Annotated in this window: 26 protein-coding genes and 1 pseudogene; 11 read left to right on the forward strand and 16 right to left on the reverse strand. The window is 65.9% G+C overall.

What is annotated here, in order from left to right; all coding sequences use genetic code 11:
- Positions 1 to 115 precede the first annotated feature (115 nt).
- Together MXB90_RS17880 and MXB90_RS15985 are read right to left on the reverse strand one after the other, a co-directional pair.
- Complete coding sequence (locus MXB90_RS17880; protein WP_462982317.1) at positions 116 to 268, reverse strand: FitA-like ribbon-helix-helix domain-containing protein; 153 nt, start codon at positions 266 to 268, stop codon at positions 116 to 118.
- Between the two features lie 208 nt (positions 269 to 476).
- Entirely contained in the window at positions 477 to 839 is a 363-nt protein-coding gene (locus tag MXB90_RS15985) for a hypothetical protein (RefSeq protein WP_250046428.1), read from the reverse strand.
- A 176-nt stretch (positions 840 to 1,015) separates the two neighbouring features.
- Here MXB90_RS15985 and MXB90_RS15990 point away from each other — a divergent pair, with 176 nt between their 5' ends.
- From MXB90_RS15990 to MXB90_RS16025, 8 genes are read left to right on the forward strand one after another with little or no spacing between them, the layout of a single operon-like run.
- The gene (locus MXB90_RS15990; RefSeq protein WP_250046429.1) at positions 1,016 to 1,645 is read left to right on the forward strand and encodes a TetR/AcrR family transcriptional regulator; all 630 of its coding nucleotides are present in this window, start codon (positions 1,016 to 1,018) and stop codon (positions 1,643 to 1,645) included.
- Entirely contained in the window at positions 1,642 to 3,072 is a 1,431-nt protein-coding gene (locus tag MXB90_RS15995; protein ID WP_250046430.1) for an MBL fold metallo-hydrolase RNA specificity domain-containing protein, read from the forward strand. Before MXB90_RS15990 ends, MXB90_RS15995 begins: the two co-directional genes overlap by 4 nt.
- On the forward strand, positions 3,069 to 3,851 hold the full coding sequence (locus tag MXB90_RS16000; RefSeq protein WP_250046431.1) for an LOG family protein: 783 nt from the start codon (positions 3,069 to 3,071) through the stop codon (positions 3,849 to 3,851). The genes MXB90_RS15995 and MXB90_RS16000 overlap by 4 nt, the downstream gene beginning before the upstream one ends.
- Before the next feature lie 50 nt (positions 3,852 to 3,901).
- A complete protein-coding gene (locus MXB90_RS16005) occupies positions 3,902 to 4,900 on the forward strand; it encodes an HlyD family secretion protein (RefSeq protein ID WP_250046432.1) in 999 nt (332 codons plus the stop codon).
- A complete protein-coding gene (gene rbbA, locus MXB90_RS16010) occupies positions 4,897 to 7,620 on the forward strand; it encodes a ribosome-associated ATPase/putative transporter RbbA (RefSeq protein WP_250046433.1) in 2,724 nt (907 codons plus the stop codon). The genes MXB90_RS16005 and rbbA overlap by 4 nt, the downstream gene beginning before the upstream one ends.
- The gene (locus tag MXB90_RS16015; protein ID WP_250046434.1) at positions 7,621 to 8,745 is read left to right on the forward strand and encodes an ABC transporter permease; all 1,125 of its coding nucleotides are present in this window, start codon (positions 7,621 to 7,623) and stop codon (positions 8,743 to 8,745) included.
- Between the two features lie 31 nt (positions 8,746 to 8,776).
- Positions 8,777 to 10,543 carry a PHA/PHB synthase family protein gene (locus MXB90_RS16020; RefSeq protein ID WP_250046435.1) on the forward strand — a complete coding sequence of 589 codons (1,767 nt, stop codon included), beginning with the start codon at positions 8,777 to 8,779 and terminating at the stop codon, positions 10,541 to 10,543.
- A 30-nt stretch (positions 10,544 to 10,573) separates the two neighbouring features.
- Complete coding sequence (locus MXB90_RS16025; RefSeq protein ID WP_250046436.1) at positions 10,574 to 10,936, forward strand: hypothetical protein; 363 nt, start codon at positions 10,574 to 10,576, stop codon at positions 10,934 to 10,936.
- Between the two features lie 198 nt (positions 10,937 to 11,134).
- Here MXB90_RS16025 and MXB90_RS16030 read toward each other — a convergent pair whose 3' ends face one another.
- From MXB90_RS16030 to MXB90_RS16070, 9 genes are read right to left on the reverse strand one after another with little or no spacing between them, the layout of a single operon-like run.
- The gene (locus MXB90_RS16030) at positions 11,135 to 11,365 is read right to left on the reverse strand and encodes a hexameric tyrosine-coordinated heme protein (RefSeq protein WP_250046437.1); all 231 of its coding nucleotides are present in this window, start codon (positions 11,363 to 11,365) and stop codon (positions 11,135 to 11,137) included.
- Positions 11,313 to 11,531 (reverse strand): cbb3-type cytochrome oxidase assembly protein CcoS, encoded by a 219-nt coding sequence (gene ccoS, locus MXB90_RS16035; protein WP_250046438.1) that lies wholly within the window; start codon positions 11,529 to 11,531, stop codon positions 11,313 to 11,315. The genes MXB90_RS16030 and ccoS overlap by 53 nt, the downstream gene beginning before the upstream one ends.
- Positions 11,528 to 12,325 carry a DUF2189 domain-containing protein gene (locus tag MXB90_RS16040; RefSeq protein ID WP_250046439.1) on the reverse strand — a complete coding sequence of 266 codons (798 nt, stop codon included), beginning with the start codon at positions 12,323 to 12,325 and terminating at the stop codon, positions 11,528 to 11,530. The genes ccoS and MXB90_RS16040 overlap by 4 nt, the downstream gene beginning before the upstream one ends.
- Positions 12,326 to 12,335: 10 nt before the next feature.
- Positions 12,336 to 12,497, reverse strand: coding sequence for a hypothetical protein (locus tag MXB90_RS16045; protein ID WP_250046440.1), 162 nt, complete (start codon positions 12,495 to 12,497; stop codon positions 12,336 to 12,338).
- Positions 12,494 to 13,393, reverse strand: coding sequence for a cytochrome-c oxidase, cbb3-type subunit III (gene ccoP / locus MXB90_RS16050; protein ID WP_250046441.1), 900 nt, complete (start codon positions 13,391 to 13,393; stop codon positions 12,494 to 12,496). The genes MXB90_RS16045 and ccoP overlap by 4 nt, the downstream gene beginning before the upstream one ends.
- Positions 13,386 to 13,547 carry a CcoQ/FixQ family Cbb3-type cytochrome c oxidase assembly chaperone gene (locus MXB90_RS16055; RefSeq protein ID WP_250046442.1) on the reverse strand — a complete coding sequence of 54 codons (162 nt, stop codon included), beginning with the start codon at positions 13,545 to 13,547 and terminating at the stop codon, positions 13,386 to 13,388. Before MXB90_RS16055 ends, ccoP begins: the two co-directional genes overlap by 8 nt.
- Entirely contained in the window at positions 13,537 to 14,274 is a 738-nt protein-coding gene (gene ccoO, locus MXB90_RS16060) for a cytochrome-c oxidase, cbb3-type subunit II (RefSeq protein ID WP_250046443.1), read from the reverse strand. The genes MXB90_RS16055 and ccoO overlap by 11 nt, the downstream gene beginning before the upstream one ends.
- 4 nt (positions 14,275 to 14,278) lie before the next feature.
- Positions 14,279 to 15,913 (reverse strand): cytochrome-c oxidase, cbb3-type subunit I, encoded by a 1,635-nt coding sequence (ccoN, locus tag MXB90_RS16065; RefSeq protein ID WP_250046444.1) that lies wholly within the window; start codon positions 15,911 to 15,913, stop codon positions 14,279 to 14,281.
- Entirely contained in the window at positions 15,913 to 16,344 is a 432-nt protein-coding gene (locus MXB90_RS16070; RefSeq protein WP_250046445.1) for an RrF2 family transcriptional regulator, read from the reverse strand. The genes ccoN and MXB90_RS16070 overlap by 1 nt, the downstream gene beginning before the upstream one ends.
- 128 nt (positions 16,345 to 16,472) lie before the next feature.
- On the opposite strand from MXB90_RS16070, the gene MXB90_RS16075 reads away from it, so the two are divergent.
- Positions 16,473 to 16,958 carry a hemerythrin domain-containing protein gene (locus MXB90_RS16075; protein WP_250046446.1) on the forward strand — a complete coding sequence of 162 codons (486 nt, stop codon included), beginning with the start codon at positions 16,473 to 16,475 and terminating at the stop codon, positions 16,956 to 16,958.
- Positions 16,959 to 17,064: 106 nt separating this feature from the next.
- Positions 17,065 to 17,286 (forward strand): annotated as a pseudogene (locus tag MXB90_RS16080) (carboxymuconolactone decarboxylase family protein); the annotation flags it as partial.
- Positions 17,287 to 17,308: 22 nt separating this feature from the next.
- Here MXB90_RS16080 and MXB90_RS16085 read toward each other — a convergent pair.
- The 4 genes from MXB90_RS16085 to MXB90_RS16100 are packed head-to-tail and all read right to left on the reverse strand — an operon-like array spanning position 17,309 to position 20,443.
- A complete protein-coding gene (locus tag MXB90_RS16085) occupies positions 17,309 to 17,878 on the reverse strand; it encodes a hypothetical protein (RefSeq protein WP_250046448.1) in 570 nt (189 codons plus the stop codon).
- The gene (locus MXB90_RS16090) at positions 17,868 to 18,455 is read right to left on the reverse strand and encodes an SCO family protein (protein WP_250046449.1); all 588 of its coding nucleotides are present in this window, start codon (positions 18,453 to 18,455) and stop codon (positions 17,868 to 17,870) included. The genes MXB90_RS16085 and MXB90_RS16090 overlap by 11 nt, the downstream gene beginning before the upstream one ends.
- Before the next feature lie 4 nt (positions 18,456 to 18,459).
- A complete protein-coding gene (locus MXB90_RS16095) occupies positions 18,460 to 19,917 on the reverse strand; it encodes a cbb3-type cytochrome c oxidase subunit I (RefSeq protein WP_250046450.1) in 1,458 nt (485 codons plus the stop codon).
- Positions 19,910 to 20,443 carry a cupredoxin domain-containing protein gene (locus MXB90_RS16100; RefSeq protein ID WP_250046451.1) on the reverse strand — a complete coding sequence of 178 codons (534 nt, stop codon included), beginning with the start codon at positions 20,441 to 20,443 and terminating at the stop codon, positions 19,910 to 19,912. Before MXB90_RS16100 ends, MXB90_RS16095 begins: the two co-directional genes overlap by 8 nt.
- A 174-nt stretch (positions 20,444 to 20,617) precedes the next feature.
- Between MXB90_RS16100 and MXB90_RS16105 the strand changes: the two genes are divergently transcribed.
- Positions 20,618 to 21,730 carry an NAD(P)-dependent alcohol dehydrogenase gene (locus MXB90_RS16105; protein WP_250046452.1) on the forward strand — a complete coding sequence of 371 codons (1,113 nt, stop codon included), beginning with the start codon at positions 20,618 to 20,620 and terminating at the stop codon, positions 21,728 to 21,730.
- A 22-nt stretch (positions 21,731 to 21,752) separates the two neighbouring features.
- Here MXB90_RS16105 and MXB90_RS16110 read toward each other — a convergent pair whose 3' ends face one another.
- Positions 21,753 to 21,953, reverse strand: a complete 201-nt coding sequence (locus MXB90_RS16110; RefSeq protein WP_250046453.1) for a hypothetical protein — start codon at positions 21,951 to 21,953, stop codon at positions 21,753 to 21,755.
- Between the last annotated feature and the right edge of the window lie 140 nt (positions 21,954 to 22,093).

The following is a 22,093-nucleotide window of genomic DNA, read 5'->3' on the forward strand; positions in this document are numbered from 1 at the left end:
CGGGGGCGGGTGAATTCGGTCCAGGCCATCGTGATCTCCGTTCAGCTTTACAACCGAACAGAATCACAACCTGCTGAGTTCACTCCACCAGTTTCGGATCAGCCTCTGAGAGCAGTTACCACGTCAGGGCACAAAATTCAGGATAGTACCCGACCTCTCTCAGGAGCTCTCGCGCTTCCTCTTCCATCGAGCGTCCATGCTCGGCGGCGCGCGCCCGCAAGCGCTTCTTGACGCCATCATCCAGATTTCGGATCGTGATGCTAGCCACTTGGCGCTCTCTCCGAGTTTGGTGGTCGGGCGATGATGTGCAGAGATCGCAGTGCCATCAACCGATCATTTCGCAAGCGTGTCTTGTCCAGAGAGTGACGTGCCAAGGCGCGAGCCAGCCTGCATCGAGCGAACCCGGTTTGCCGAGATTGCGAGACAGCACGCCGAACAACTGCGCCCTCTTCCCGAAGATCCCCGCAGACGTTGCCTCACCGGTGTTGCAAGATCTGCCCTTCGGAGTTTCGATAGCTGTCTGCGCCCATCCCCTCGAATGTGTGGCAGGTCTCGCCCCGCCGTGGCCCCTCTGTCAGGGTCATGCAGAGGATGCCGCCTGTAAGCGTCCAGCGACCGCGACCGGAGAACAGTGGCGCTCTCACCGTCACGGATCCGTCCGGATCATAACGCAGATGCACGGTCATGCCCGCGCGCCGCGTCACCAGATCCTTGTCGATGATCTGCGCGGTGATCTCTGCGTCGGTCATCGCATCGGCAAACATCGGCTGAGTCGGCATTGCGCAGAACGCGACGGCAAGCTGCAGGAACAGCATGGCCTTGCGGGCTTGGAAACCCATGGATCACCCTCCTCTGTCTGATCCTGTGGTCTTGGTAAAAGCAAGCGATCAATTACTATTTTGTATGTCAATGGCATCTTGAGCAGATGAGTCGCATCACTTCCTTTATTTTATTGACATATCTTCTGCCTTCATGTCAAAGTAATTACTTGCTTACATAACGGAGCAAGTAACCAATGACACCACGCGCCAGACATCTGCCATCGGAGGAGCGCCGGGCCGAAGCGGTCGAGGCGGTGATCAAGCTTGCCGCAAGCGCCAATCCGGAAGAGATAACCACCTCCGCCATTGCCGCGCGGATGAAGTTGACGCAGGGCGCGCTGTTTCGGCATTTCCCCACCAAGGACGCGATCTGGCTGGGCGTCATGGAGTGGGTCTCCGACCGTCTGCTGGCGCGCATCGACCGGCTGGCGGGGGCGGAGTCGGATCCGCTCGCGGCGCTTGAGGCGATGTTCCTCGGCCATGTCGACTTCATCGCCGAGCATCCGGGCGTGCCGCGCATGATGGCTGGACAGTTGCAGAACGCCGGTGAGACCCCTGCAAAGCGGATGGCGCGGGCGCTGGTCGAAAACTATGGCAACCGGCTGCGCCGGATCCTTGCGGCCGCGCGCGCCGAAGGTGTCCTGCCCCCCGGTCTTGATATCGATGCGGCTGCGGCACTTTTTCTGGGGATGATTCAGGGGCTTGTGATGCAGAATCTCATCCATGGCGACAGCGCGCGCATGCGTACCGATGCGTTGCGGGTATGGGTGATCTATCGCGCGGGCCTTCTTGCGGCGGTGCACACGCAGGAGGGCGGGGCATGAAGCTGACGGTTCTCGGGGCGGCACGCGAAGTGACCGGATCGAGCTATCTGATCGAGACTGCCACGGCGCGGTTTCTGGTCGATTGCGGGATGGTTCAGGGTGGCGCGAGTGCGGCCACCCGCAACCGTCAGCCCTTTGCCTTTGATCCGCGGTCGCTGGATTTCGTGCTGCTGACCCATGCGCATATCGACCACAGCGGAATGCTGCCAAAGCTGACGAAGGCGGGTTTCACCGGCCCGGTCCTGACAACCCCGGCAACCGCCGATCTGCTTGAGGTGATGCTGCGCGACAGCGCCCATATCCAGGAAATGGACGCCGCGCGGGCGGCCCGCGGCGGGCGGGACAAGCGGCGGGCGGCGCCCGAACCCGTGACCCCGATATACACGGTGCGCGACGCCGAGGCCTGCTTGCGGCAGGTGCGGGGTCACTCCTATCAGGAAAGCATCGCGCCGCATCCAGATGTCGTCTGCATCTTCCGCGACGCGGGCCACATCCTCGGATCGGCAATCATCGAGATCTGGATCGCCGAGGCCGCCGAGACCGTGAAACTGGTCTTTTCCGGCGATCTGGGCCAGCCGGGGCGCGCCATCCTCCATGATCCCGCAACGATTGCGGAGGCCGACATTCTGGTGATGGAATCCACCTATGGCGACCGGGCCCACCGCGATCAGGCCGCGACGCTCGACGAGATGGTCACCGTTATCACCGAAACCAGAAAGCGCGGTGGCAACGTGATCATGCCGGCCTTTGCGGTCGGGCGCACGCAGGAGATCCTCTATCACCTGCACTGCCTCTCGCGACAGGGCCGGCTGCGCGATCTGTCGATCTTCGTCGACTCGCCCATGGCCGATCGCGCCACGCAGATCACAAAAAACCATCTGGCCCTTTTCGACGAGGAGGCACGAAACCTTGTCGACTGGCACGAGGCCGCGTCGGACAGGCCCCGGCTGCGGTTTACCGCCAGCACCGAGGAGTCGAGGGCCCTCAACCAGATCGAGGCTGGCGCAATCATCATATCGGCCAGCGGCATGTGCGACGCCGGCCGCATCCGGCATCACTTGCGCCACAACCTGCCACGGCCGGAATCCGCGATCCTGATCACCGGCTTTCAGGCGCAGGGCACACTGGGGCGTCGGCTGGTGGATGGGGCGCGTCGCGTCCGGATCTTCGGCGATGATATTCCGGTCCGGGCGTCAGTGCATACACTGAACGGGTTTTCCGCCCATGCCGACCAGCCTGCGCTTCTTGACTGGGCCGGCCGTTTCCGCCGGGTTCCGTCGAAAGTTATCGTCACCCACGGAGAGGCGCAGGTCGCCGAGGGCTTCGCGGGCCGTCTGCGCGAGGATTTCGGCTGGCCCACCATCGTCCCGGAACGGGGCGCCGCGCTCGACTGGCCCGCGCCCCGACACAAAGGGGCCGGGCCATGAACCCGCCGGACGATCCAGAAAGCCTCAGGGCCACGATCCAGGCCAACCCATCCTATCGCCTCGCCCATGAGGATGGCGACCTGCTGACGGATGCCGATCTTAGACCGCTGCGCCTACAACTGGAACTGGTGAAGCCCGAGCGCGCCCTGCGCCAACATGCCATCCGCTCGACCGTCGTCGTGTTCGGCAGCGCCCGGATGGCGGCGGGCGGGCAAGGGGTCGATCCGGAGCGGGCAGAGCGGCACAGGCGGTATCTCGACGAGGCGCGGCGCTTCGCTGCAATAGTCTCGCACCGCTTCCAGGAGGAGGGGCGGCGCGATTTCGTCGTCGTGACCGGAGGCGGCCCCGGGATCATGGAAGCTGCGAACCGTGGCGCATGGGAAGTCGGGGCCCGGTCGATCGGGCTCAACATCACCCTGCCGCAGGAACAGTTGCCCAATCCCTACATCACCCCCGACCTCGCCTTCCGCTTTCGCTATTTTGCGATCCGCAAGATGCATTTCGCCTTGCGGGCCCGGGCACTGGTTGCATTCCCGGGCGGCTTTGGCACGCTCGATGAGGTGTTCGAGGTTCTGACGCTGGTCCAGACCGGCAAGATGGCCCCAATCCCGATCGTTCTGGTGGGTTCCTCATTCTGGAGCCGGGCGGCCGATTTCGGCTTTCTTGTTGCCGAGGGGATGATCGCCCCCGCCGATCTCGGCCTTTTCACGGTGGTCGATACCGCCGCAGAGGCCGTCTCCGCGCTTGAACGCTTCTATGGCGGGACGCCGCCACCATGATCCGCGCCTGTCCCTGAACGCCGCCCTGCACCGTCCCGGAGAAACCAGAAATGTCGCGCCGTATCCTCATCATTGTCGTCCTTCTCGGCGGCCTTCTGGGCTTTGGCGCCTGGACGGTGCTGCTCCGCCCCTCCGACCTGCCGCCGGACGGGTTTTCGCGCGGCAATGGCCGGATCGAGGCCGATCTGATCGACGTCTCGCCGAAACTCGCCGGGCGGGTGGCAGAAATCCGGGTGCGCGAGGGCGATCTTGTCAAGGCAGGCGATGTGCTGGCGGTGATGGATACCGCCGAATTGCGTGCCCAGCTTGCCCGCGCCGACGCGGCCGTTGCCAGCGCCGAGGCCTCCGTGGGGGTGGCTGCCGCGCAGGTCAAGGAGGCGCAGGCGCGGCTGGCCCTCGCGCAAAGCGAGCAGGCCCGTGCCGAAACGCTGGGCGAACGTGACGTGATCTCGCGCGTGAACCTCGACGTGAAGCGGACCGAGACGCAACTGGCCGAGGCCAATCTGGCCGCCGCAGAGGCAACGCGCTTGTCGAAGGAGCGCGGGGTCGAGGCCGAAGCGGCCGCCCGCGCCGAAATTACCGCGCGGATTGCAGACTCCACGCTGCATGCCACCGGGCCTGCGCGGGTGCTTTACCGCCTTGCCCAGCTCGGCGAGATCGTCGGCAGCGGCGGCAAGATCCTGACACTGATCAGCTTGGACGAAGTCTATATGGAGTTCTTCCTGTCCGCGACCGACGCGCCCCGCGTCGTCATCGGCGACGAGGCGCGGATCGTGGCAGACATCGCGCCCGGCCAGTCGGTCCCGGCAACGGTGATCTTCGTCTCGCCTCAGGCGCAGTTCACGCCCAAGCAGGTCGAGACGCTGAGCGAGCGCGAAAGCCTGATGTTCCGTGTCCGGGTGCGGATTCCGCCCGATTTCGTTCTGGCCCGCGTGGATCAGGTCAAGACTGGCGTGCGCGGTTTGGCCTGGGTGCGGCTGGCCGCGCCCGATGGCACCTTGACCGCATGGCCCGACGGGCTGACCCCACCGCTTCTGGTCATGCCATGACCGCCACGCCGGAACCCGTGGCGCGGCTGGAAGGCGTCACGCACCGCTATGGCAAGGTGGCGGCGCTGGCCGATCTGACGCTTGATCTTCCGGCGGGGCGGATGGTCGGGCTGATCGGCCCGGACGGGGTGGGGAAATCGACGCTGATGGGCCTGATCGCCGGGGCCAAGCGGTTGCAGGAGGGTGAGGTGACCTGCCTTGGCGGCGACATGGCCCGCGCCCGCCACCGCACCGCTATGGGCGGGCGCATCGCCTTCATGCCGCAGGGATTGGGGCGCAACCTCTATCACGATCTGTCGGTGCGAGAGAACATGGAGTTCTTTGGCAAGCTTTTTGCCCTTGGCCGGGCCGAGCGGCGCGAGCGGATCGAACGACTGACCCGTGCCACCGGGCTGCATCCGTTTCTCGACCGGCCGGCGGGCAAACTTTCCGGCGGGATGAAGCAGAAGCTGGGCTTATGTTCCTCGCTGATCCATGACCCGGATTTCCTGCTGCTGGATGAGCCGACAACCGGGGTGGACCCGCTGTCGCGTCGGCAGTTCTGGGATCTGATCGCCACCATCCGGGCCGACCGGCCGAAAATGAGCGTGCTGGTCTCGACCGCCTATATGGAAGAGGCGGCGCTGTTCGATCATCTGGTGGCGATGGATGCCGGTCGCGTGCTGGCCGAGGGCAGCCCGGACGAGTTGATGGCAAGGACGCGGACCGCCTCGGTCGGCGATGCCTATGTCTCGCTCATGCGCCAGTCGGGTGAAAAGGCCGAAGCGCCTCCGCCCCTTGCAAGCGCGCCCCTGCCCGAAGGCGGCGAAATCGCCATTCGCGCGCGCAACCTGACCCGGCGCTTCGGCGATTTCACCGCAGTGGATTCCGTCAGCTTCGACATCCCGCAGGGCGAGATTTTCGGCTTTCTCGGCTCGAACGGTTGCGGCAAGACGACCACGATGAAGATGCTGACCGGCCTTCTGCCCGCCTCCGAGGGCGAGGCCTGGATCTTCGGCCAGTCGATCGCCGATCAGGGGATGGAAGCGCGGGCGCGCGTCGGCTTCATGTCGCAATCCTTCTCGCTTTATGGCGAGTTGACGGTGCGGGAAAACCTGATCTTGCATACCCGGCTTTACCATCTGGGGACAGAGCTTGCGTCGAGGCGGCTGAACGATCTGGTGCCGCGCTTTGGCCTGACCGAACACATGGACCAGAAGGCTGGCGACCTGCCGCTGGGGCTGCGGCAGCGGCTGTCGCTGGCGGTGGCGGTGATCCATGCGCCCGAGATCCTGATCCTGGACGAGCCGACCTCGGGCGTCGATCCGCAGGCGCGCGACGATTTCTGGCGCCTGCTGATGGATCTGTCGCGCAAGGACAGGGTGACGATCTTCATCTCGACCCATTTCATGGACGAGGCGATGCGCTGCGACCGGATCTCGCTGATGCATGCCGGGCGCGTGCTGGTGTCGGACCCGCCAGCCAAGATCGTGGCCGACAGCGGTGCCGCATCGCTGGAGGAAGCTTTCATCGCCTATATGGCCGCCGAACTCAAGCCCGAGGACAAGGCCCCGCCCGCCCTGATCTCCACGGCGGAAAAGGCCCCCGATGCGGCGGGCTTCAGTCTTTCACGCCTTCTGGCCTTCACCTCGCGCGAGGCGATGCAGGTGCGGCGCGATCCGGTGCGGCTTGCCTTCGCCTTCCTTGGCAGTGCGCTGCTGCTTCTCATCATGTCCTTCGGCATTTCCCAAGAGGTGCGCGACATCCCCTTTGCCGTCCTTGACCATGACGACAGCCCCGCAAGCCGGGCCTATGTGTCGGCGTTTCGCGATTCTCCATGGTTCGCACCATATCCGCCGATCATGGATGTGCAGGCGCTGGATGACCGGATGACCAGCGGGGAACTGGCGCTTGCGCTGGAGATCCCGTCCGGTTTTGGTGCCGATCTTCGGGCAGATCATGGCAATGCCGTTGCCGCGACAATCGACGGTGCGGACACGGGGCGCGCCGGCACCATCGAAAGTTATGTTTCGGGCGCCCACGGGGCGTCGCTGGTGGCCATCGCGCCGGGGCGGGCCGAGGCGCAGATGCCACCTCCCGTCTCACTGGAACCGCGGTTTCGCTACAACCCCGACATGGCCAGCCTGCCCGCCATCGGGCCGTCGATCCCGCCGCTGCTGCTTTTGCTGTTCCCGGCGATCCTGATGGCGGTCAGCGTGGCACGGGAAAAGGAGATCGGCACGATCACCAATTTCTATGTGACACCGACCGGCAGGGCCGAATTCCTGATCGGCAAGCAACTGGTCTATGTCGGCATCGGCCTTCTGAACTTTGCCATCCAGACCGCGCTGGTGGTGCTGGTGCTGGGGGTGCCGCTGCAGGGCAATCCGCTGGTTCTGGTGCTGGCGACGGTTGCCTATGTCGTGGCGGCCACCGGTTTCGGCCTGATGGTGTCGATGATGACGGCAACGCAGGTTACCGCCGTGTTTGCCGCAACCGTGCTGTCGGTGATGCCGACGCTCCAGTTCTCGGGGATGCTGACGCCGGTCTCATCCCTCGATGGTCCCGCCCGCGTTCTGGGCAGCCTGTGGCCGACGACCTGGTACATGAAGGCAAGCGTCGGCAGCTATACCAAGGGGCTCGGGCTCTCCGATCTCAGCGCCGCGCTGATGCGGCTTGCCCTGTTCGGGCCCGTCTTCACCGGGATCGCGATCGCCCTTCTGAAAAAGCAGGAGAAGTAGATGCGCCCCCTGATCAACACGCTCTGGCTGACCGGCAAGGAACTGAAAAGTGTCCTGGGCGATCCGGTGATGGTGATCCTGATTGCCTGGTCCTTCGTCGTGGCCGTCATGCTTGAGGCCCAGGGCGCGGGCGACACGGTGCGCAATGCCTCGATCGCCATCGTCGACGAGGACCGCTCGGCCCTGTCGCGTCAGATTTCGGACGCGCTGATGCCGCCCTGGTTCCAGACGCCGGTCGAGATGGCTGCCGATCAGGCCGCCGCCGCGATGGACCGCGGCGAGATCATGTTCGTGCTGTCCTTCCCGCCCCGCTTTGCCGCCGACGCCATAGCCGGGCGCGCGCCGAATGCGCAGCTTCTGGCCGATGCCACGGCGGTGTCGCAGGCCCAGCTTGGCACCGATTACCTGCGCAACATAGTGCAACAGGAGGCCCGGGTGTTCCTGGGCATGGGCCCCGATGCCGCCGCCCCCGACCTGAAACTGGAACTGCGCCGCGCCTTCAATCCCAACAGCAATCCGGTCTGGTTCAAGGCGATGTCGTCGCTGCTCAATCAACTCTCGGTCCTGACCATTGCCTTGACCGGCGCGGCAATGCTGCGCGAGCGCGAGCATGGCACGATCGAGCATCTGATGGTGATGCCGATCAACCCGGCCGAGGTGGCGTTTTCCAAGGTATTGGCGACGATGATCGTGGTGCTTGCGGCCTTCACCGGCTCCTTGCTGATCGTGGTGCGGGGGGTGCTCGACGTGCCGGTGTCGGGGGCGATGCCGCTGCTGGTAGGCGGTGCCGCAGTCTATCTGTGGGCGGCGGCGGCGATCGGGATGCTTCTGGGCACGCTGGCTCGCAGCATGGCGCAGTTCGCGCTTCTGGTGATCATGGTGATCATCCCGGTGATCATGCTGTCGGGAGGCATGGGCGCCGTCGAAAGCCAGCCTGACCTCGTGCAGAAGCTGACGCTGGCGCTGCCCTCGCGCCACTTTCTTGCCTTCGCCAAGGCCGTGGCATTCCGGGGCGCAGGGCTTTCGGCAGTCTGGCCGCAGCTTCTGCTCATGGCGGGACTGGGCGCGGCCTTCTTCTCGGCAAGTTTGTTGCTGTTCCGCAGATCGATGAGCGTGACCGGATGACACGAAGTCCGAGCCATAGGAAAAACCCAGGATGAGTCCGCAAACCCCCACCCCCGAAGATCATGGCGACAAGGACGAGAGCTTCCGGGTGGCCGACCGGGTCTGGTCGGCGCAGCGCGCAAGGTTCAGCGGCGGCCTGTCGCCGGCGGCGCTGGCACTGGCGTTCATCGACTGGTCGGTGCATCTGGCCAATGCCCCCGGAAAGCAGATGGAACTGGCGATGAAAGGCGGCAAGGCCGCCGCCCTGTTTGCCAGCCATGCCATGGCCGCGGCCACCAGCCGCGACGACCCGCCTCCGGTCAAGGCCCCGGCAGGCGACAACCGCTTTGACGCTGAGGAATGGGGCAGGCTGCCCTATAGCCTTTGGGCGCAGGGGTTCCTGCTTGGGCAACAGTGGTGGCGCGATGCCACGACCGGGGTTCCCGGCGTGACGCCGCATCACGAAGATGTGGTGTCCTTCACCACCCGCCAGATCCTTGACACGATCTCGCCGTCGAACAATCCGATGACCAACCCCGAGGTGATCGCCAGAACCATCGGCACGGGCGGCATGAACCTTGTGCAGGGCTTTCAGAACTGGATGGAGGATGCCGCCCGTCTGGCCGATGGCCGCCCGCCGGTGGGGGCCGAGAATTTCGTCGTCGGCCGCGATGTCGCGGTCACGTCGGGCAAGGTGGTGTATCGCAATGACCTGATCGAGCTGATCCAGTATGCCCCCACGACCGGGACGGTCCGGGCCGAGCCGGTGCTGATTGTGCCGGCCTGGATCATGAAATACTACATTCTCGACCTGTCGCCGCAGAATTCGCTGATCCGCTGGCTGGTGGGGCAGGGGTATACCGTCTTCTGCATCTCGTGGAGCAATCCCACGGCCGAGGACCGCGACCTGGGGATGGAGGATTACCGCAAGCTCGGCGTGATGGCGGCGCTGGATGCGGTTTCCACCATCGTGCCGGGGCAGAAGATCCATGCTACCGGCTATTGCCTTGGTGGCACGCTGCTGTCGGTTGCCGCCGCCTCGATGGGATGCCGGGGGGATGACCGGCTGGCCTCGGTCACACTGCTGGCGGCGCAGACCGACTTCACCGAGCCGGGCGAACTTGCGCTTTTCATCGACCACAGCCAGATGCACATGCTGGAAAGCATGATGTGGACCCGCGGCTATCTTTCCGCCGACCAGATGGCAGGCGCGTTCCAGATGCTGCGCGCCAATGACCTGGTATGGTCGCGCCGCATCCGCGAATATCTGATGGGCGAGCGCGCGCCGATGATCGACCTGATGGCCTGGAACGCCGATGCGACCCGGATGCCCTACCGGATGCACTCCGAATACCTGCAGAAGCTTTATCTCGACAACGAACTGGCCGCCGGCCGTTTCATGGTCGAGGGTCGTCCGGCATCGCTCCAGAACATCCGCGTGCCGCTTTTCGTCGTCGGCACCGAACGCGATCACGTCGCGCCGTGGCAATCGGTCTACAAGATCCATTATCTGAGCGGGGCCGAAGTCACCTTCGTCCTGACCAGCGGTGGACATAACGCCGGCATCGTCAGCGAGCCGGGAAGACCCCGGCGGCGCTACCGCGTGGCCACCAAACAGGCTGGCGTCACCTGCCGGACCTCGGAACAATGGGCCGAGGAGTCAAACCGCAAGGACGGCTCCTGGTGGCTGGAATGGGGTGACTGGCTTGCCACGCGCTCATCGCCCGAGCTTCAGCCCGTCCCCACAGCGCCCGGTGCGCCGGAACAGGGTTACCCGGCGCTCGCAGAGGCGCCGGGAACCTATGTCCTGCAATGCTGAGAAAATTCGCCCTGCGCATCAGAGAGTTTCATGCCTGAACGCCCCCGTATCCTGACCGCCGCAGCCATTATTGCCGTTCTGTTCGGCACACTCACCATCATCTCTGGCGGTCGTGCCCTGATATCGCCGGGTGCCGGGGTGGTGCCTTTCGTGCTGTGGTTCAATTACATCGCTGGATTTTCCTATATCGCTGCGGGGATCGGCCTCTGGCGCGGTTCGAGGTGGGCCGCATGGCTGGCGGGTGCCATTGCCCTTGCGACAGCGGCGGTTTTCCTGGGCTTTCTTTGGCATGTCGCGCAGGGCGGGGGGTGGATGGGCCGCACCATGGGCGCGATGGGGCTGCGGATTGCGGTCTGGAGCGCCATAGCCGTCATCGCGCTTCGGCGGCGATAACGTATTGGCTGAATCAAATACACGCCATTGGTCAATCGCATGTCTGCGGTTCTGACATCGCGACCTTCGCCCACAACTCTGATTAGGGGGTGGCCTGTCTGCCTAAAAAACACGGGTTTCGGCTGTCCACACTCGACCAGGTCCGAATCTTGGACGGTTTCGGCGGTGACGCTGGCATCCGGTAATGTGTCCGCCCCATCAGGGTTGGCGCCAGTAGCCGTTTGCGGCGGCGACGGTGGCGAAATGCGTTGCCACCACCTGGCTGACCGCGATCAGCGCGTCGGCATCCTCGGCATATTCCGGGCGCAGCTTTGCGCGCACCTCGGCGTCGGGCTGGGTCATCTTGATCGTAACCCGGGCAAGTTTCACCGCAAGGTCATAACCTTCGGCGGGGGTCGGTGTGATCAGCGTCGTCAACCAATCGGACATCTGGCTCTCCTTTCAGGGGGGATTGCTGGGGTGGCTGCGGGATCAGGATGCGGCAGGCGTCGCCCTGGGGGTCGTTGAACTGTCCGTGGCGCAGCGCCCAGACAAAGGCGGCAAGCCCGGCAAGGCCCATGGCGATCGACAGCGGGATCAGAAAGCCGATCATCATTGCGCCTCGATGTCAATCGCCCGCCAGGCATGCCAGGTGCCATGGCCAAGCAGCGGAAAGATCACCAGCAGCCCGACCAGCCCGGTCAGCACCGACAGGGCGATGCCGGCGGTGACGATCGCGCCCCAGGCCAGCATCGGCGCCAGGTTCTGCGCCGTCATCGCAAAGCTGCGGCCCATCGCCGTGAGCGCATCGGTCCGGGTCGAGACCAGCATCGGAATGGAAAAGACGCTGACCGCGAAGGCGAAGGCTGCGAATAGCCCGCCCACCAGCGTGCCTGTCGCGATCAGCGCCCATCCCCTCGGCGTGGCGAGGGCGTTCGACAACGCCTCGGCCGCGCCGGGGAAGGGTTGGAGCCCGAAAAACAGGGCGTAAAGCAGGTCGGCTGCGCGGAGCCAGAACAGGATCAGAAGGCCAAGCAAAAGCCCGGCATAGCCGATCTGGCCGCCCGAAGCCGGATGGATTGGCACCATATCCATCAGGCGCACCGGCTGGTTGCGGCTGAGAAGGCGGCTTTTTTCATAAAGCCCGACCGCCAGAAACGGCCCGATGATCAGGAAACCCGACAGGGCGGGCGCGGCAAGGTAAAGCATCCCGGCGCGGTGCAGCGCCCACAACATCGCCCAGCACAGGGCCAGAACGACCGCCCCATAGGCAAGGCTGGTGCCGGGGCCGCGCGCAAGGTCGCGCCAGCCCGCCGCGAGCCAGTCCAGCGCGGCGCGGGCGGGCAGGTGGCGCGCATGCGGTTTTGCGACGGGCCGCGGCTTTTGCAGGGTGGGAAGCGGTTCAAGCATCGGCCCCTCCTCAGCAACTGCGCCGGGCGGGGGCGGGGGCCCCGGCGACGGCGCTGCATGCGGGCTGCGAACCGACCGCCGCCAGCACAAGGTGCAGGTTCGCCCCGGCAAAGGCCACGATCAGGGCCGCGGCCCCCGCAAGGGCGAGGCGGCGTTGCAGGGCGGGGGTCATGGCGCGGCCTCCGGCAGGGTCGCGACATACAGCGCCAGCAGGTTGATCTCGGTCCCGGACAGCCGGCCACTCCAGCCCGGCATCACCCCGCGCCGGCCGTGGCGCAGGGTGGTCCGCACCGCCGCCGCGTCCTGACCGTAGATCACCGCGCCATCGGCCAGCGAGGGCGCCCCGGTCATCAGCCCGCCGGTTCCGCCATCGCCATGGCAGGCGGCGCAGTTGTCGGCGAACAGCACGGCGCCGGGGCTGTCGGTCGCCGCCGTGCCCTGCGGCAAGGCCACGACATGATCGACCAGCGCCTGACGCTCGGCCGGTTCCAGCCAGTCGAAGGCGGCCATTTCGGCAAAGCGGCTGTTGTCGGTGGCGTTGATGCCAAGGGCGATCGTCTCGGCCACCGTCTCCGGCGCACCGCCCCACAGCCAGTCGGCATCGTTCAGCGCCGGAAAGCCCGGCCCGCCGGCACCGGCATCACCGTGGCAGGCGGCGCAATTGTCGGCGAACAGCCGCGCCGCGGCGGGCATGGCCTGCGCCATCAGCAGATCGTCCGAGGCTAGCGCCGCGAAATCGGGATCGGAGAAACCGGCCAGCCAACCTTGCCGCGTCGCGTCCACTGCCTGATAGCCGTCCCGCGCCATGCGCCCCTGATCCAGCCCCAGAAGCCCGCGCGTGTAGTCGTTCCCCGTCGGCCAGGCGGGCAGCAAGATCCAGGTGATCACCGAATAGAGGAAGGTCAGCAGCAGCGCGATCACCGCGATCCTAGGAAAGGGCGTGTTCAGTTCGCGGATGCCGCCCCAGTCGTGGCCGGTGGTGTCATAGCCGGTCACCGGGTCGACCAGCCGGTTGCCGGTATGCGGATCGGCACCGGGCAGGGCACGCGGGTCGGAGGGGTTACGCATCGCCTTCGTCCTTTTGCAAGATCGAGCGCGCGGCGCGGTCATGCGCGGCCCGGCGCGAGGGCGCAAAGGCGCGGATCGCCACCACCACAAGAAACCCCATCATCCAGATCGGGCCGAATGTCTTGGAGATCAGGACCAGCAGGTCATGGCTCATGGCGGGCCTCCTCCAGCAGCGCCGATGCGGCCGCGGTCTGGGTTCCCAGCGATTGCAGATAGGCGACCAGCGCGTCCATCTCGGTCAGGCGGCCCGGATCGCCATCGAAGGCGCGCAGGGCGGGGCGGTCGCCGTGGCGATCCTGGAAGCCCTGGATTCCCGGCCCGTCGGGGCGGCTTTGCGCCAGCGCGTCGGCCTTTGCGCCCGCGATCATCGCCGCGTCATAGGGCAGGCCCAGCCGCGCCAGCGTGGCCAGCGCGCCGGGCAGGCCCGCGGTATCCAGCGGCCGCATCAGCCACGGGTATGCCGGCATGATCGAGGCCGGCACCACCGCGCGCGGGTCGATCAGATGCGCGACCTGCCAGGGATCGGAATATTTCCCGCCGACCCGCGCCAGATCCGGCCCGGTGCGTTTCGACCCCCACAGCATCGGATGGTCATAGGCGCTTTCGGACGCCAGCGAATAGGGGCCGTAGCGGTCGATCTCATCCGCCAGGCTGCGGACCATCTGGCTGTGGCAGGCATAGCAGCCCTCGCGCATGTAGATCTCGCGGCCGGCCAGTTCCAGCGGCGTCAGCACCCGCAGGTCTGCGGGGATTTCCACCGTCTCGTCGATGGTGAACAGCGGCGCGATTTCCACGATGCCGCCGACCGAGGCCGCAAGGATGATCGCCCCCACCAGCCCCATCGACAGCTTTTCCAGATTGTAATGCAGCCGCAGGACCATGGGACTACTCCGCCGGTTGCGCCGCCAGCGGGCGGTCGTTTCGCAGGTCGCGGGCTGTGGCGGCCCGCAGCGTGGCGCGGCAGTTCAGCGCGCAGATCGCCGCCCCGGTCAGGAACATCAGGCCGCCGATGGTGCGCAGCAGGTAATAGGGCGCCATCGCCTGCACCGATTGCAGGAAGCTGTAGGACAGCGCGCCGTTCGCGTCATAGGTCCGCCACATCAGCCCTTGCGTGATGCCCGCGTTCCACATCGCGATGACATAGACCAGCGTGCCAAGCACGGCGAGCCAGAAGTGCCACTCGACCGCCTTCGGCCAAGCCATCGCCTCGCGCCCCGCCAGCTGCGGCACGATGGTATAGATCGCGCCGAAAATGATCATCGCGACCCAGCCCAAAGTGCCGGAATGGACATGGCCCACGGTCCAGTCGGTGTAATGCGACAGCGAGTTCACCGGGCGGATCGCAAGGAAAGACCCCTCGAACGTGGACAGGCCATAGAACACCGCCGCCACAAACATGAAGCGTAGCGTGGCATCGTCGCGCACGCGGCCCCAAGCGCCGTTCAGCGTGGCGATGGCGTTGCCGGCCGAGGCCCAGCTTGGCACCAGCAGCATCACCGAAAACGTCATCCCCAGGGTCTGCACCCAATAGGGCAGGGCGGTGTAATGCAGGTGGTGCGAACCGACCCAGATATAGAAGAACACGATCCCCCAGAACGACAGGATCGACAGCCGGTAGGACCAGATCGGCCGACCAGAGCGGACGGGCAGGAAGTAATACAGCATCCCCAGGAACCCGGCGGTCAGGAAGAACGCGACCGCGTTGTGGCCATACCACCACTGGATCATCGCATCCTGCACACCGGCCCAGACGGTATAGCTTTTCGCGCCCGCAAGGCTGACCGGCAGGGCGATGTTGTTGACGATATGCAGCATCGCCACCACCAGGATGAAGGCCATGTAATACCAGTTGGCGACGTAGATATGCGGCTCGGCCCGCCGCGCGAGCGTGCGCAGGTAAAGCGCGAAATAGATCACCCAGACCACGACAAGCCACAGGTCGGCATACCATTCCGCCTCGGCATATTCCTTGGATTGGGTTGACCCCATCAGATAGCCGGTGACCGCCCAGGTGCAGAACAGGTTATAGCCGATCAGCACCACCCAGGGGCTGATCGCATCGGCCAGCCGCGCCCGCGCCGTGCGTTGCAGCACCCAGAACGAGGTCGCGATCAGCGCATTGCCGCCAAAGCCAAAGATGATGCCGGTGGTATGCACCGGGCGCAGGCGGCCGAAGCTGGTGGCGGGCCAGGGGGGTGTTCCCTCGGGCCAATACAACAGGGCGGCGACCCAGATGCCCGCGCCCATGCCGATCATCGCCCAGGCCAGCGTCATCGTGATGCCAAAGCGGGTTGGCGCATCGTCATAGCGGGCGGCGCGGTCCGGGCCGGCGGGGGCCGCGTCATATAATGCGCCCCCCAGCCGGAACACCAGCCCAAGGCCAAGCGCCAGCGCGATTGCCCCATGCACCGCCATCGCGCCATCGCGTGCCATCGCCGCCATCGCCAGACCAAGGAGCGCCAGACCAACCGCAAGGCCAAGTCCGATCTGCCGTTCCGCATTGGTCAACGACGGGTGCATCAGGCTAATTCCTCCTGTGGGCGCAGGCCGGGGAGCAGCGCGATATCGGCCAGGGTCGAGCGGTCAAGGTCGGCGAGGAACGCCGCCTCGGCGGCGCGCAGGCGGGCCTTCAGCCGGCAACGCCCGTTGATGGTGCAATCGCCGCCGTCGGATGCGAAACATTCGACCAGCGGCTGGCCATCTTCCAGCAAGCGGATGATCTCGCCCAGACGGATCTCGGTCGCGGGGCGGGCCAGTGTCGCGCCGCCGCCGCTGCCGCGCCGGGTGGCGACGTAACCGGCCTGCGCCAGTTTCTGGATGATCTTGGTCAGGTGGTGGCGCGAAAGCCCGAACTCCTCGGCCATCTCGGCGGTGGAAAAGCCCTTGTCGGGGCTGCCCGCCATCCGCATCAGCATCCGCAATCCGTAATCGGTGAACGAGGTCAGGCGCATGTTCGATGGTCCATCTTGAATCGGTATTTACAATACCAATTAACAGAACTACACAGAATTTCAAGCCCAACCGGACCGCCGCGATAACTTTCAGCCGATCCCCACGGGCACCCGGAGAGGAGAGCCCGATGACCCAGACCGCCCCCGCCGATGACCTCGCCGCGCTGACCCGCCATATCGAGACCCGGTTCCACGCCCGCCACCGCGAACAACTTCCCAGGCTGGCGGCGCTGGCCGAAAAGGTCGAAACCGTGCATTTCGGCGACGAGAATGTCCCCGAGGGCCTTGCCGATCTGCTGCAACGGATGATCGGCGCGCTGGAGGTCCATATGAAAAAAGAAGAGCTGATCCTGTTCCCGGCGATCCGCCGGGGTGGCGGCGCTGGCATCCGGGCGTCAATCACGGTGATGCGCGCCGACCATGACGACCATCACCACGAGATTGCCGAAATCTGCCGCCTGACCGCGGGTCTGACCCTGCCCGAGGGCGCCTGCCCCACCTGGACCGCGCTTTATGCCGGGCTGGAGGAGTTCCTTGTGGATCTGGCCGAACATATCCGGCTGGAAAACGACGTGCTGTTCCCGCCCTTCGAGAAGGAGGCCGCCGATGTCTGACCCGTCCCTGCCGCCCGCCACCCGCGATCTGGCCGCGCGCCGCCGCGCGCTTGCGCCCAAGGCCGAAGATGCCTTTTGCGCCCTTTCGTAGGCGGTCTTCGCCGAGGGCGCGCCGGACAAGCGCACCAAGCAGCTGATCGCGGTGGCGGTGGCCCATGCCACGCAATGCCCTTGGTGCATCGAGGGCCATGTCAAGGCCGCCGGACGCGAAGGGGCCAGCCCGGAACAGATCATGGAGGCGATCTGGGTCGCCGCGGAAATGCGCGCCGGGGCCTCGTGCGCCCATGCGCTGAAGGCGGTGCAGACGATCGGCGGCGGCGCGGACTGATCCCGCCGCCACCGGACAGAGGTCACGCCCGCGCCGGTGCGTTGCGCCGCGTTGCCCTGCCCACGAAGGCCCGCGCGGACAGGCTCAGGACCAGCGCCGCCGTGGCGGCAAGGAACCCGATCCCCAGCAGGCGCTGATCCGACAGCAGATAGGCGTTGCAAAGCCGCGCCGGGATCGCCAGTTGCAGCCAGCCCATCACCGCCAGCATCGAGGCGGCATTGGCCAGCGCAAAGCCGCGCAGCACCGGCCCCGCCTGCGCCCAGCCCCAGCCCAGCGGCACGCCCGCCAGCAGCCACAGGCACAGCGCCCGGGCAAGGCCCACCGTCGGATCGGCCAGCGCCGCGTCAATCCAGCGCGGCACTAGCCAGAAGGCCATCGCAAGCGCCGCGCCGGCAAGGGCGGGGGCGGCGGTCCATCCGGCGCGGCGGCCGCGTGCAAGGCGCAGGCCGATCAGGGCGCCGCCAAGGACAAGCAACGGATATTGGCCCAGCACCACAAGGGGCAGGCGCGATTGCAACCACGGCGCCAGCGGCGGCAGGGCGGCCAGCACCACCAGCGCCACGCCCGCGGCAATGCAGGGCTCAGCGCGCATCGTCGGCAAGCGCGGCGCGCAGGCCCCGGGTATCCTCGGGGTCGAAGACCGCGGTCAGGCGGCCTTGCGCATCGACAAGGTAAAGCCCGGCATTGTGGACGAAACCGCCAAAGCCGTCGGGGATCACCACCACCCCGGCGCGGTCCAGCAGCGCCGCCCGCGCCGCGTCGCCCTTGATGCCCGCGACCCGCCAGCGCGGGGCGGTCGCATCGTAACGGTCGGCGAAATCACCCAGGCGCGCGGTATCATCGGCGGGATCGAAACTGATTGAGATCAGCCGCGCATCCCGGGGCAGGGCGGCGTCCAGCCGTTCAAACGCGGTGCCAAGCGCCAGGCAGATGTCGGGGCAGGTGGTATAGACGAATTCCAGCACCACGGGAGCGGCGCGGTAATCCGACAGATGCGTCAACGCGCCGTTCTGGTCGTGCAGCACCACATCGGGCAGGGCGCGGGGGGCGCGGGCGATATCCAGCCGCCGCGCCGCCTCGGAGGTGAGCGCCTGCCCGCCCTCGGTCCCCCACCAAAGCGCCGCCGCTCCGCAACAGGCGACGGCCAGCGTGGCAAGGGCGGCGCGCATGGCATTACCCCTCGCGCAGCAGGGCCGGAAGATGCGCGAGGAACCGGGCCACGAACACGGTGGTCAGCGCGATCACCCCCAGCGCCATGACCGAGGCGATCTGGTCCCAGACCATCCATTCCGGCAGATGCTGCGCCCAGCGGCGCGGCACGCTGGCCCAGCCGCCCAGCAGGAACATCGAAACGAAGCCCAGCCCGAACAGGGCATAAAGCACCGCCTCCAGATCGCTGCCATGCGGGGTCACGTCCTCGTGGCGCACAAGATGGATCATCAGCGCGAAGATCATCGGCAGCAGCCCCAAAAGCAGGTAGAAGTGGAAATGCCCCGGCACCCACATCGTGTTGTGCATCACCGAATTGACCGCGATCGTCGCGTCGATCACAGCCGGGATCACCCCCGCCATCCAGCCGAACATCGACAACAGCAGCAGCGCCGAGACCAGATCCCATTTCAGCCCCGACCGATGCACGATGGCCAGCGCTCCCAGCCCGGTGACGATCAGGATCGGGAAGGAATTGACGTAGGAAAGCACCTGACCAAGCGCCGCCGCCCAGACCGGCATGGCGAAATCCATCAGCAGGTGGTGCGGGAAGATGATCAGCACCATCACCGTCGAAACCGTCCAGGCGGCAAGGAACACCCTGGAGGTTTTCCACGGCCGCCCGGTCATCCGCGGCAACAGTTCATAAACCACGGTCACGGTCATGTAGATCGTGGCGTTGATGAACACATGGCCGAAGAAATAGATCAGGTTCTTGGCCAGCAGCGGATTGATCGGCACCGCGGGGAAGGCAAGGTTGACCAGGCTCATCACGATGACCGCCGCCCCCGCGATCAGCGCCAGCGTGGTCACGATCGCCACCATCGTCGCGGCAACCACGGTGGGCGGCGGCACATCCCTTGTCGATCCGGCGAACAGCACATGCCAGCCCAGACCCCGGGCAAGGCTGCCGTATCCGGCGATGATCGCCCGCGCTACCTCAAGGCACCAGATCAGGAAACCCACGCCGACTAGCAAAAGCCCCAGCAGATGCAACACCGCCGCCCAGACCGGCCAGACCCCCTGCGAGATCGCCGGAAGCGGGTAAAGAAAGGTCCAGCCGCCGGCGAAACCGCCGATCAGATCGGCAATCAGGATCGCCACTACCCCGATCAGGAACAGGGCAAGGTTCCCGCCCATGACCCAGCTGTGCAGCCGCACATGGGCCGACAGGAAATGCCACATCACCGCCGCCCCGCCAAGCGCGGCGATGCCCACCATGCCGGTGCCATGCACCGTCATCAGCTGATAGAACAGCGCCGGATCCAGCGGCAGCCAGCCCGATTGCGCCAGCCGCATCAGCAGCCCCGCCAGCATCATCAGGATCAACACCAGGCCCGTGGCGGCCAGATACAGCATCACCCAAAGCCGGCCCCGGTCAGCCACATGCACGGCACGCGGCAGGATCGTTGCCTCAGCCATCGCTCCCTCCTCCGTCCGAGACCTCGATTTCCGTGGTCATGCCGTGATGCACCAAGCCGCAGAACTCAAGGCACAGCACCCGATAGGTTCCGGGTGCCTTGAACACATGGGAAAGCCGGTTGATGTAGCCCGGCATCGCTTGCACCTGCGCGACCAGCACACCTTGCGCGTCATAAAGGCCGAAGCCGTGATTGACATCGGCGCTGCTGACCTCGAAGACGACGGGCCTGCCCGCCTCGACCTGCGCACGGTCAAGTTCCCAATACCACTGATAGCCGGTGGCGCGCACGACCTGCGGCGCATCCGCCGCAAGGGAATAGGGGTTCACCCGGACCAGCCAGATGGTCAGCGGCAGGCCCACAACAACCATGACCCAGAAAATGATGGCACGCACACGATAGGCATTGCCTTGCACCGGGGCGTAGGCGCGATCGTCATGCGCCAACCGGCGCACGCGCAGGAATACCGCTGCGAGCGCAAGCACCGCCACCAATGTCAGAAGCCCTGCCGCGGATTGAATGCCCATGTCGAGCCCTCCGCTGTTGAAGTAATTGGTATTGTAGATGCCTATTCATTGAAAGTCAACAGAAAGCCTGATCCGGGGGGGGCCGGCCCCGGGCCTTCGGGGCCTGCGGCCCTAAGGGTGATTACACCCGGCCTGCAGATGCTGTAGGATACCGCTTCAACCATGGAGGATACGATGAAGATCAAGGCCTTGGTCGTGGAGCAGAAGGACGGCCCCTTTGTCCTGCAAGAGATTGATCTGGCCCCCCCCGGTCGCGGCGAGGCGCTGGTGCGGATCACCGCCTGCGGCGTCTGCCATACCGATGCGATCACCCGGGCGGGCGACATGCCGATGCCGTTTCCCGCCGTTCTTGGGCACGAGGGCGCGGGCGTGGTCGAACAGATCGGCCCCGGCGTCACCGAGGTCGCGGTGGGCGACAAGGTGATCATCGGCTGGCCCTCTTGCGGCACCTGCCGCAACTGCTTGGACGGCGAACCGCGCTATTGCCTGCGCACGGGCGAGGCGCTGGTCTCGGGCCGCCGCTTCAAGGGCGATCAGGCCGGCACCACAGCCTATACCCGCGACGGCAAGCCGATCAACGGGCATTTCTTCGGCCAGTCGTCCTTTGCCACCCATTCGGTTGTGACGGCGGACGCGCTGGTCAAGGTGCCGGACGAGGTGCCGATTGACCTGCTTGGGCCGCTGGCCTGCGGTCTGGGCACCGGCGCGGGCGCGGTCCTGAATGAGGCGCGGCCGCGCTTGGGCGATTCCGTGCTGATCGCCGGGGTCGGCGCGGTGGGGCTGGCGGCGATCATGGCGGCGCGCAATTCGGGCGTGACGCGGATCATCGCCGCCGACATCCACGACAACCGCCTTGAAATGGCGCGCGATTTCGGCGCCACCCATGTGATCAACTCGGGCAGGCAGGATCTGGTGGCCGAGGTGCGCGCGATCACCGGCAGCACCGTCGATTACGCCTTCGACTGCACCGGCGTGATCAAGGTGATCGAGCAACTGGCCGAGACGATCGGCATGCTGGGCCATCTGGTGCTGATCGGCGGCGCGCCGGCGAATGCACGGTTCTCGCTTGACCATCTGAGCACGCTTTGGGGCAAGCGGGTGATCGGTGTGCTGGGCGGCGGTGGCCGGTCGGGGCAACTGATCCCGGCGCTGGTCGATCTGTTCGGGCAGGGGCGGTTCCCCTTCGACCGACTGGTCAAGTTCTACGACATGGACCAGATCGAACAGGCGCTGGAGGATTCCCGCTCCGGCGCGGTGATCAAGCCGATCCTCCGCATGCCGGCCTGACCCCGGCACCTGACCGGTCCGGTCAGGGAAAGCGCCCCGCCTGATCCGGTTCCGCCGGGATCAGGCGGGGGGGATCGGCCAGGACGGGCTGTGAATCAAGGATAGGGGCGGCGTCGACCTTAGCGTTCAGCAGGTCCGCGACCCGCATAGGGCAGGCTTCGATCATCATCTGCTGCCACACATCAAGGGCCTCGAAACCGGCAGCGAAATGGGCCTGCACCATCTTGGGCAATCGATCGTTTGCGACCGCTCTGGTTAGAACACCGCGTACCGAGAACCATGACCCCTAGCAGGCCGCTGAAGAAGTCGGTTATGCAGAACGGTTTCCTTTCGGCGCAACTGTCCGGGTTTGGCTTCGGGCGC

The sequence above is a fragment of the Phaeovulum molybdatiresistens genome, assembly GCF_023544865.1.
Lineage (GTDB): Bacteria > Pseudomonadota > Alphaproteobacteria > Rhodobacterales > Rhodobacteraceae > Pontitalea.

Bases quoted from the DNA above. Each gene is read 5' to 3' on its own strand.
- MXB90_RS15985 (WP_250046428.1), bottom strand. From the start codon at position 839: ATGGGTTTCCAAGCCCGCAAGGCCATGCTGTTCCTGCAGCTTGCCGTC.
- MXB90_RS15990 (WP_250046429.1), top strand. From the start codon at position 1,016: ATGACACCACGCGCCAGACATCTGCCATCGGAGGAGCGCCGGGCCGAA.
- MXB90_RS15995 (WP_250046430.1), top strand. From the start codon at position 1,642: ATGAAGCTGACGGTTCTCGGGGCGGCACGCGAAGTGACCGGATCGAGC.
- MXB90_RS16000 (WP_250046431.1), top strand. From the start codon at position 3,069: ATGAACCCGCCGGACGATCCAGAAAGCCTCAGGGCCACGATCCAGGCC.
- MXB90_RS16005 (WP_250046432.1), top strand. From the start codon at position 3,902: ATGTCGCGCCGTATCCTCATCATTGTCGTCCTTCTCGGCGGCCTTCTG.
- rbbA (WP_250046433.1), top strand. From the start codon at position 4,897: ATGACCGCCACGCCGGAACCCGTGGCGCGGCTGGAAGGCGTCACGCAC.
- MXB90_RS16015 (WP_250046434.1), top strand. From the start codon at position 7,621: ATGCGCCCCCTGATCAACACGCTCTGGCTGACCGGCAAGGAACTGAAA.
- MXB90_RS16020 (WP_250046435.1), top strand. From the start codon at position 8,777: ATGAGTCCGCAAACCCCCACCCCCGAAGATCATGGCGACAAGGACGAG.
- MXB90_RS16025 (WP_250046436.1), top strand. From the start codon at position 10,574: ATGCCTGAACGCCCCCGTATCCTGACCGCCGCAGCCATTATTGCCGTT.
- MXB90_RS16030 (WP_250046437.1), bottom strand. From the start codon at position 11,365: ATGTCCGATTGGTTGACGACGCTGATCACACCGACCCCCGCCGAAGGT.
- ccoS (WP_250046438.1), bottom strand. From the start codon at position 11,531: ATGATGATCGGCTTTCTGATCCCGCTGTCGATCGCCATGGGCCTTGCC.
- MXB90_RS16040 (WP_250046439.1), bottom strand. From the start codon at position 12,325: ATGCTTGAACCGCTTCCCACCCTGCAAAAGCCGCGGCCCGTCGCAAAA.
- MXB90_RS16045 (WP_250046440.1), bottom strand. From the start codon at position 12,497: ATGACCCCCGCCCTGCAACGCCGCCTCGCCCTTGCGGGGGCCGCGGCC.
- ccoP (WP_250046441.1), bottom strand. From the start codon at position 13,393: ATGCGTAACCCCTCCGACCCGCGTGCCCTGCCCGGTGCCGATCCGCAT.
- MXB90_RS16055 (WP_250046442.1), bottom strand. From the start codon at position 13,547: ATGAGCCATGACCTGCTGGTCCTGATCTCCAAGACATTCGGCCCGATC.
- ccoO (WP_250046443.1), bottom strand. From the start codon at position 14,274: ATGGTCCTGCGGCTGCATTACAATCTGGAAAAGCTGTCGATGGGGCTG.
- ccoN (WP_250046444.1), bottom strand. From the start codon at position 15,913: ATGCACCCGTCGTTGACCAATGCGGAACGGCAGATCGGACTTGGCCTT.
- MXB90_RS16070 (WP_250046445.1), bottom strand. From the start codon at position 16,344: ATGCGCCTGACCTCGTTCACCGATTACGGATTGCGGATGCTGATGCGG.
- MXB90_RS16075 (WP_250046446.1), top strand. From the start codon at position 16,473: ATGACCCAGACCGCCCCCGCCGATGACCTCGCCGCGCTGACCCGCCAT.
- MXB90_RS16085 (WP_250046448.1), bottom strand. From the start codon at position 17,878: ATGCGCGCTGAGCCCTGCATTGCCGCGGGCGTGGCGCTGGTGGTGCTG.
- MXB90_RS16090 (WP_250046449.1), bottom strand. From the start codon at position 18,455: ATGCGCGCCGCCCTTGCCACGCTGGCCGTCGCCTGTTGCGGAGCGGCG.
- MXB90_RS16095 (WP_250046450.1), bottom strand. From the start codon at position 19,917: ATGGCTGAGGCAACGATCCTGCCGCGTGCCGTGCATGTGGCTGACCGG.
- MXB90_RS16100 (WP_250046451.1), bottom strand. From the start codon at position 20,443: ATGGGCATTCAATCCGCGGCAGGGCTTCTGACATTGGTGGCGGTGCTT.
- MXB90_RS16105 (WP_250046452.1), top strand. From the start codon at position 20,618: ATGAAGATCAAGGCCTTGGTCGTGGAGCAGAAGGACGGCCCCTTTGTC.
- MXB90_RS16110 (WP_250046453.1), bottom strand. From the start codon at position 21,953: ATGGTGCAGGCCCATTTCGCTGCCGGTTTCGAGGCCCTTGATGTGTGG.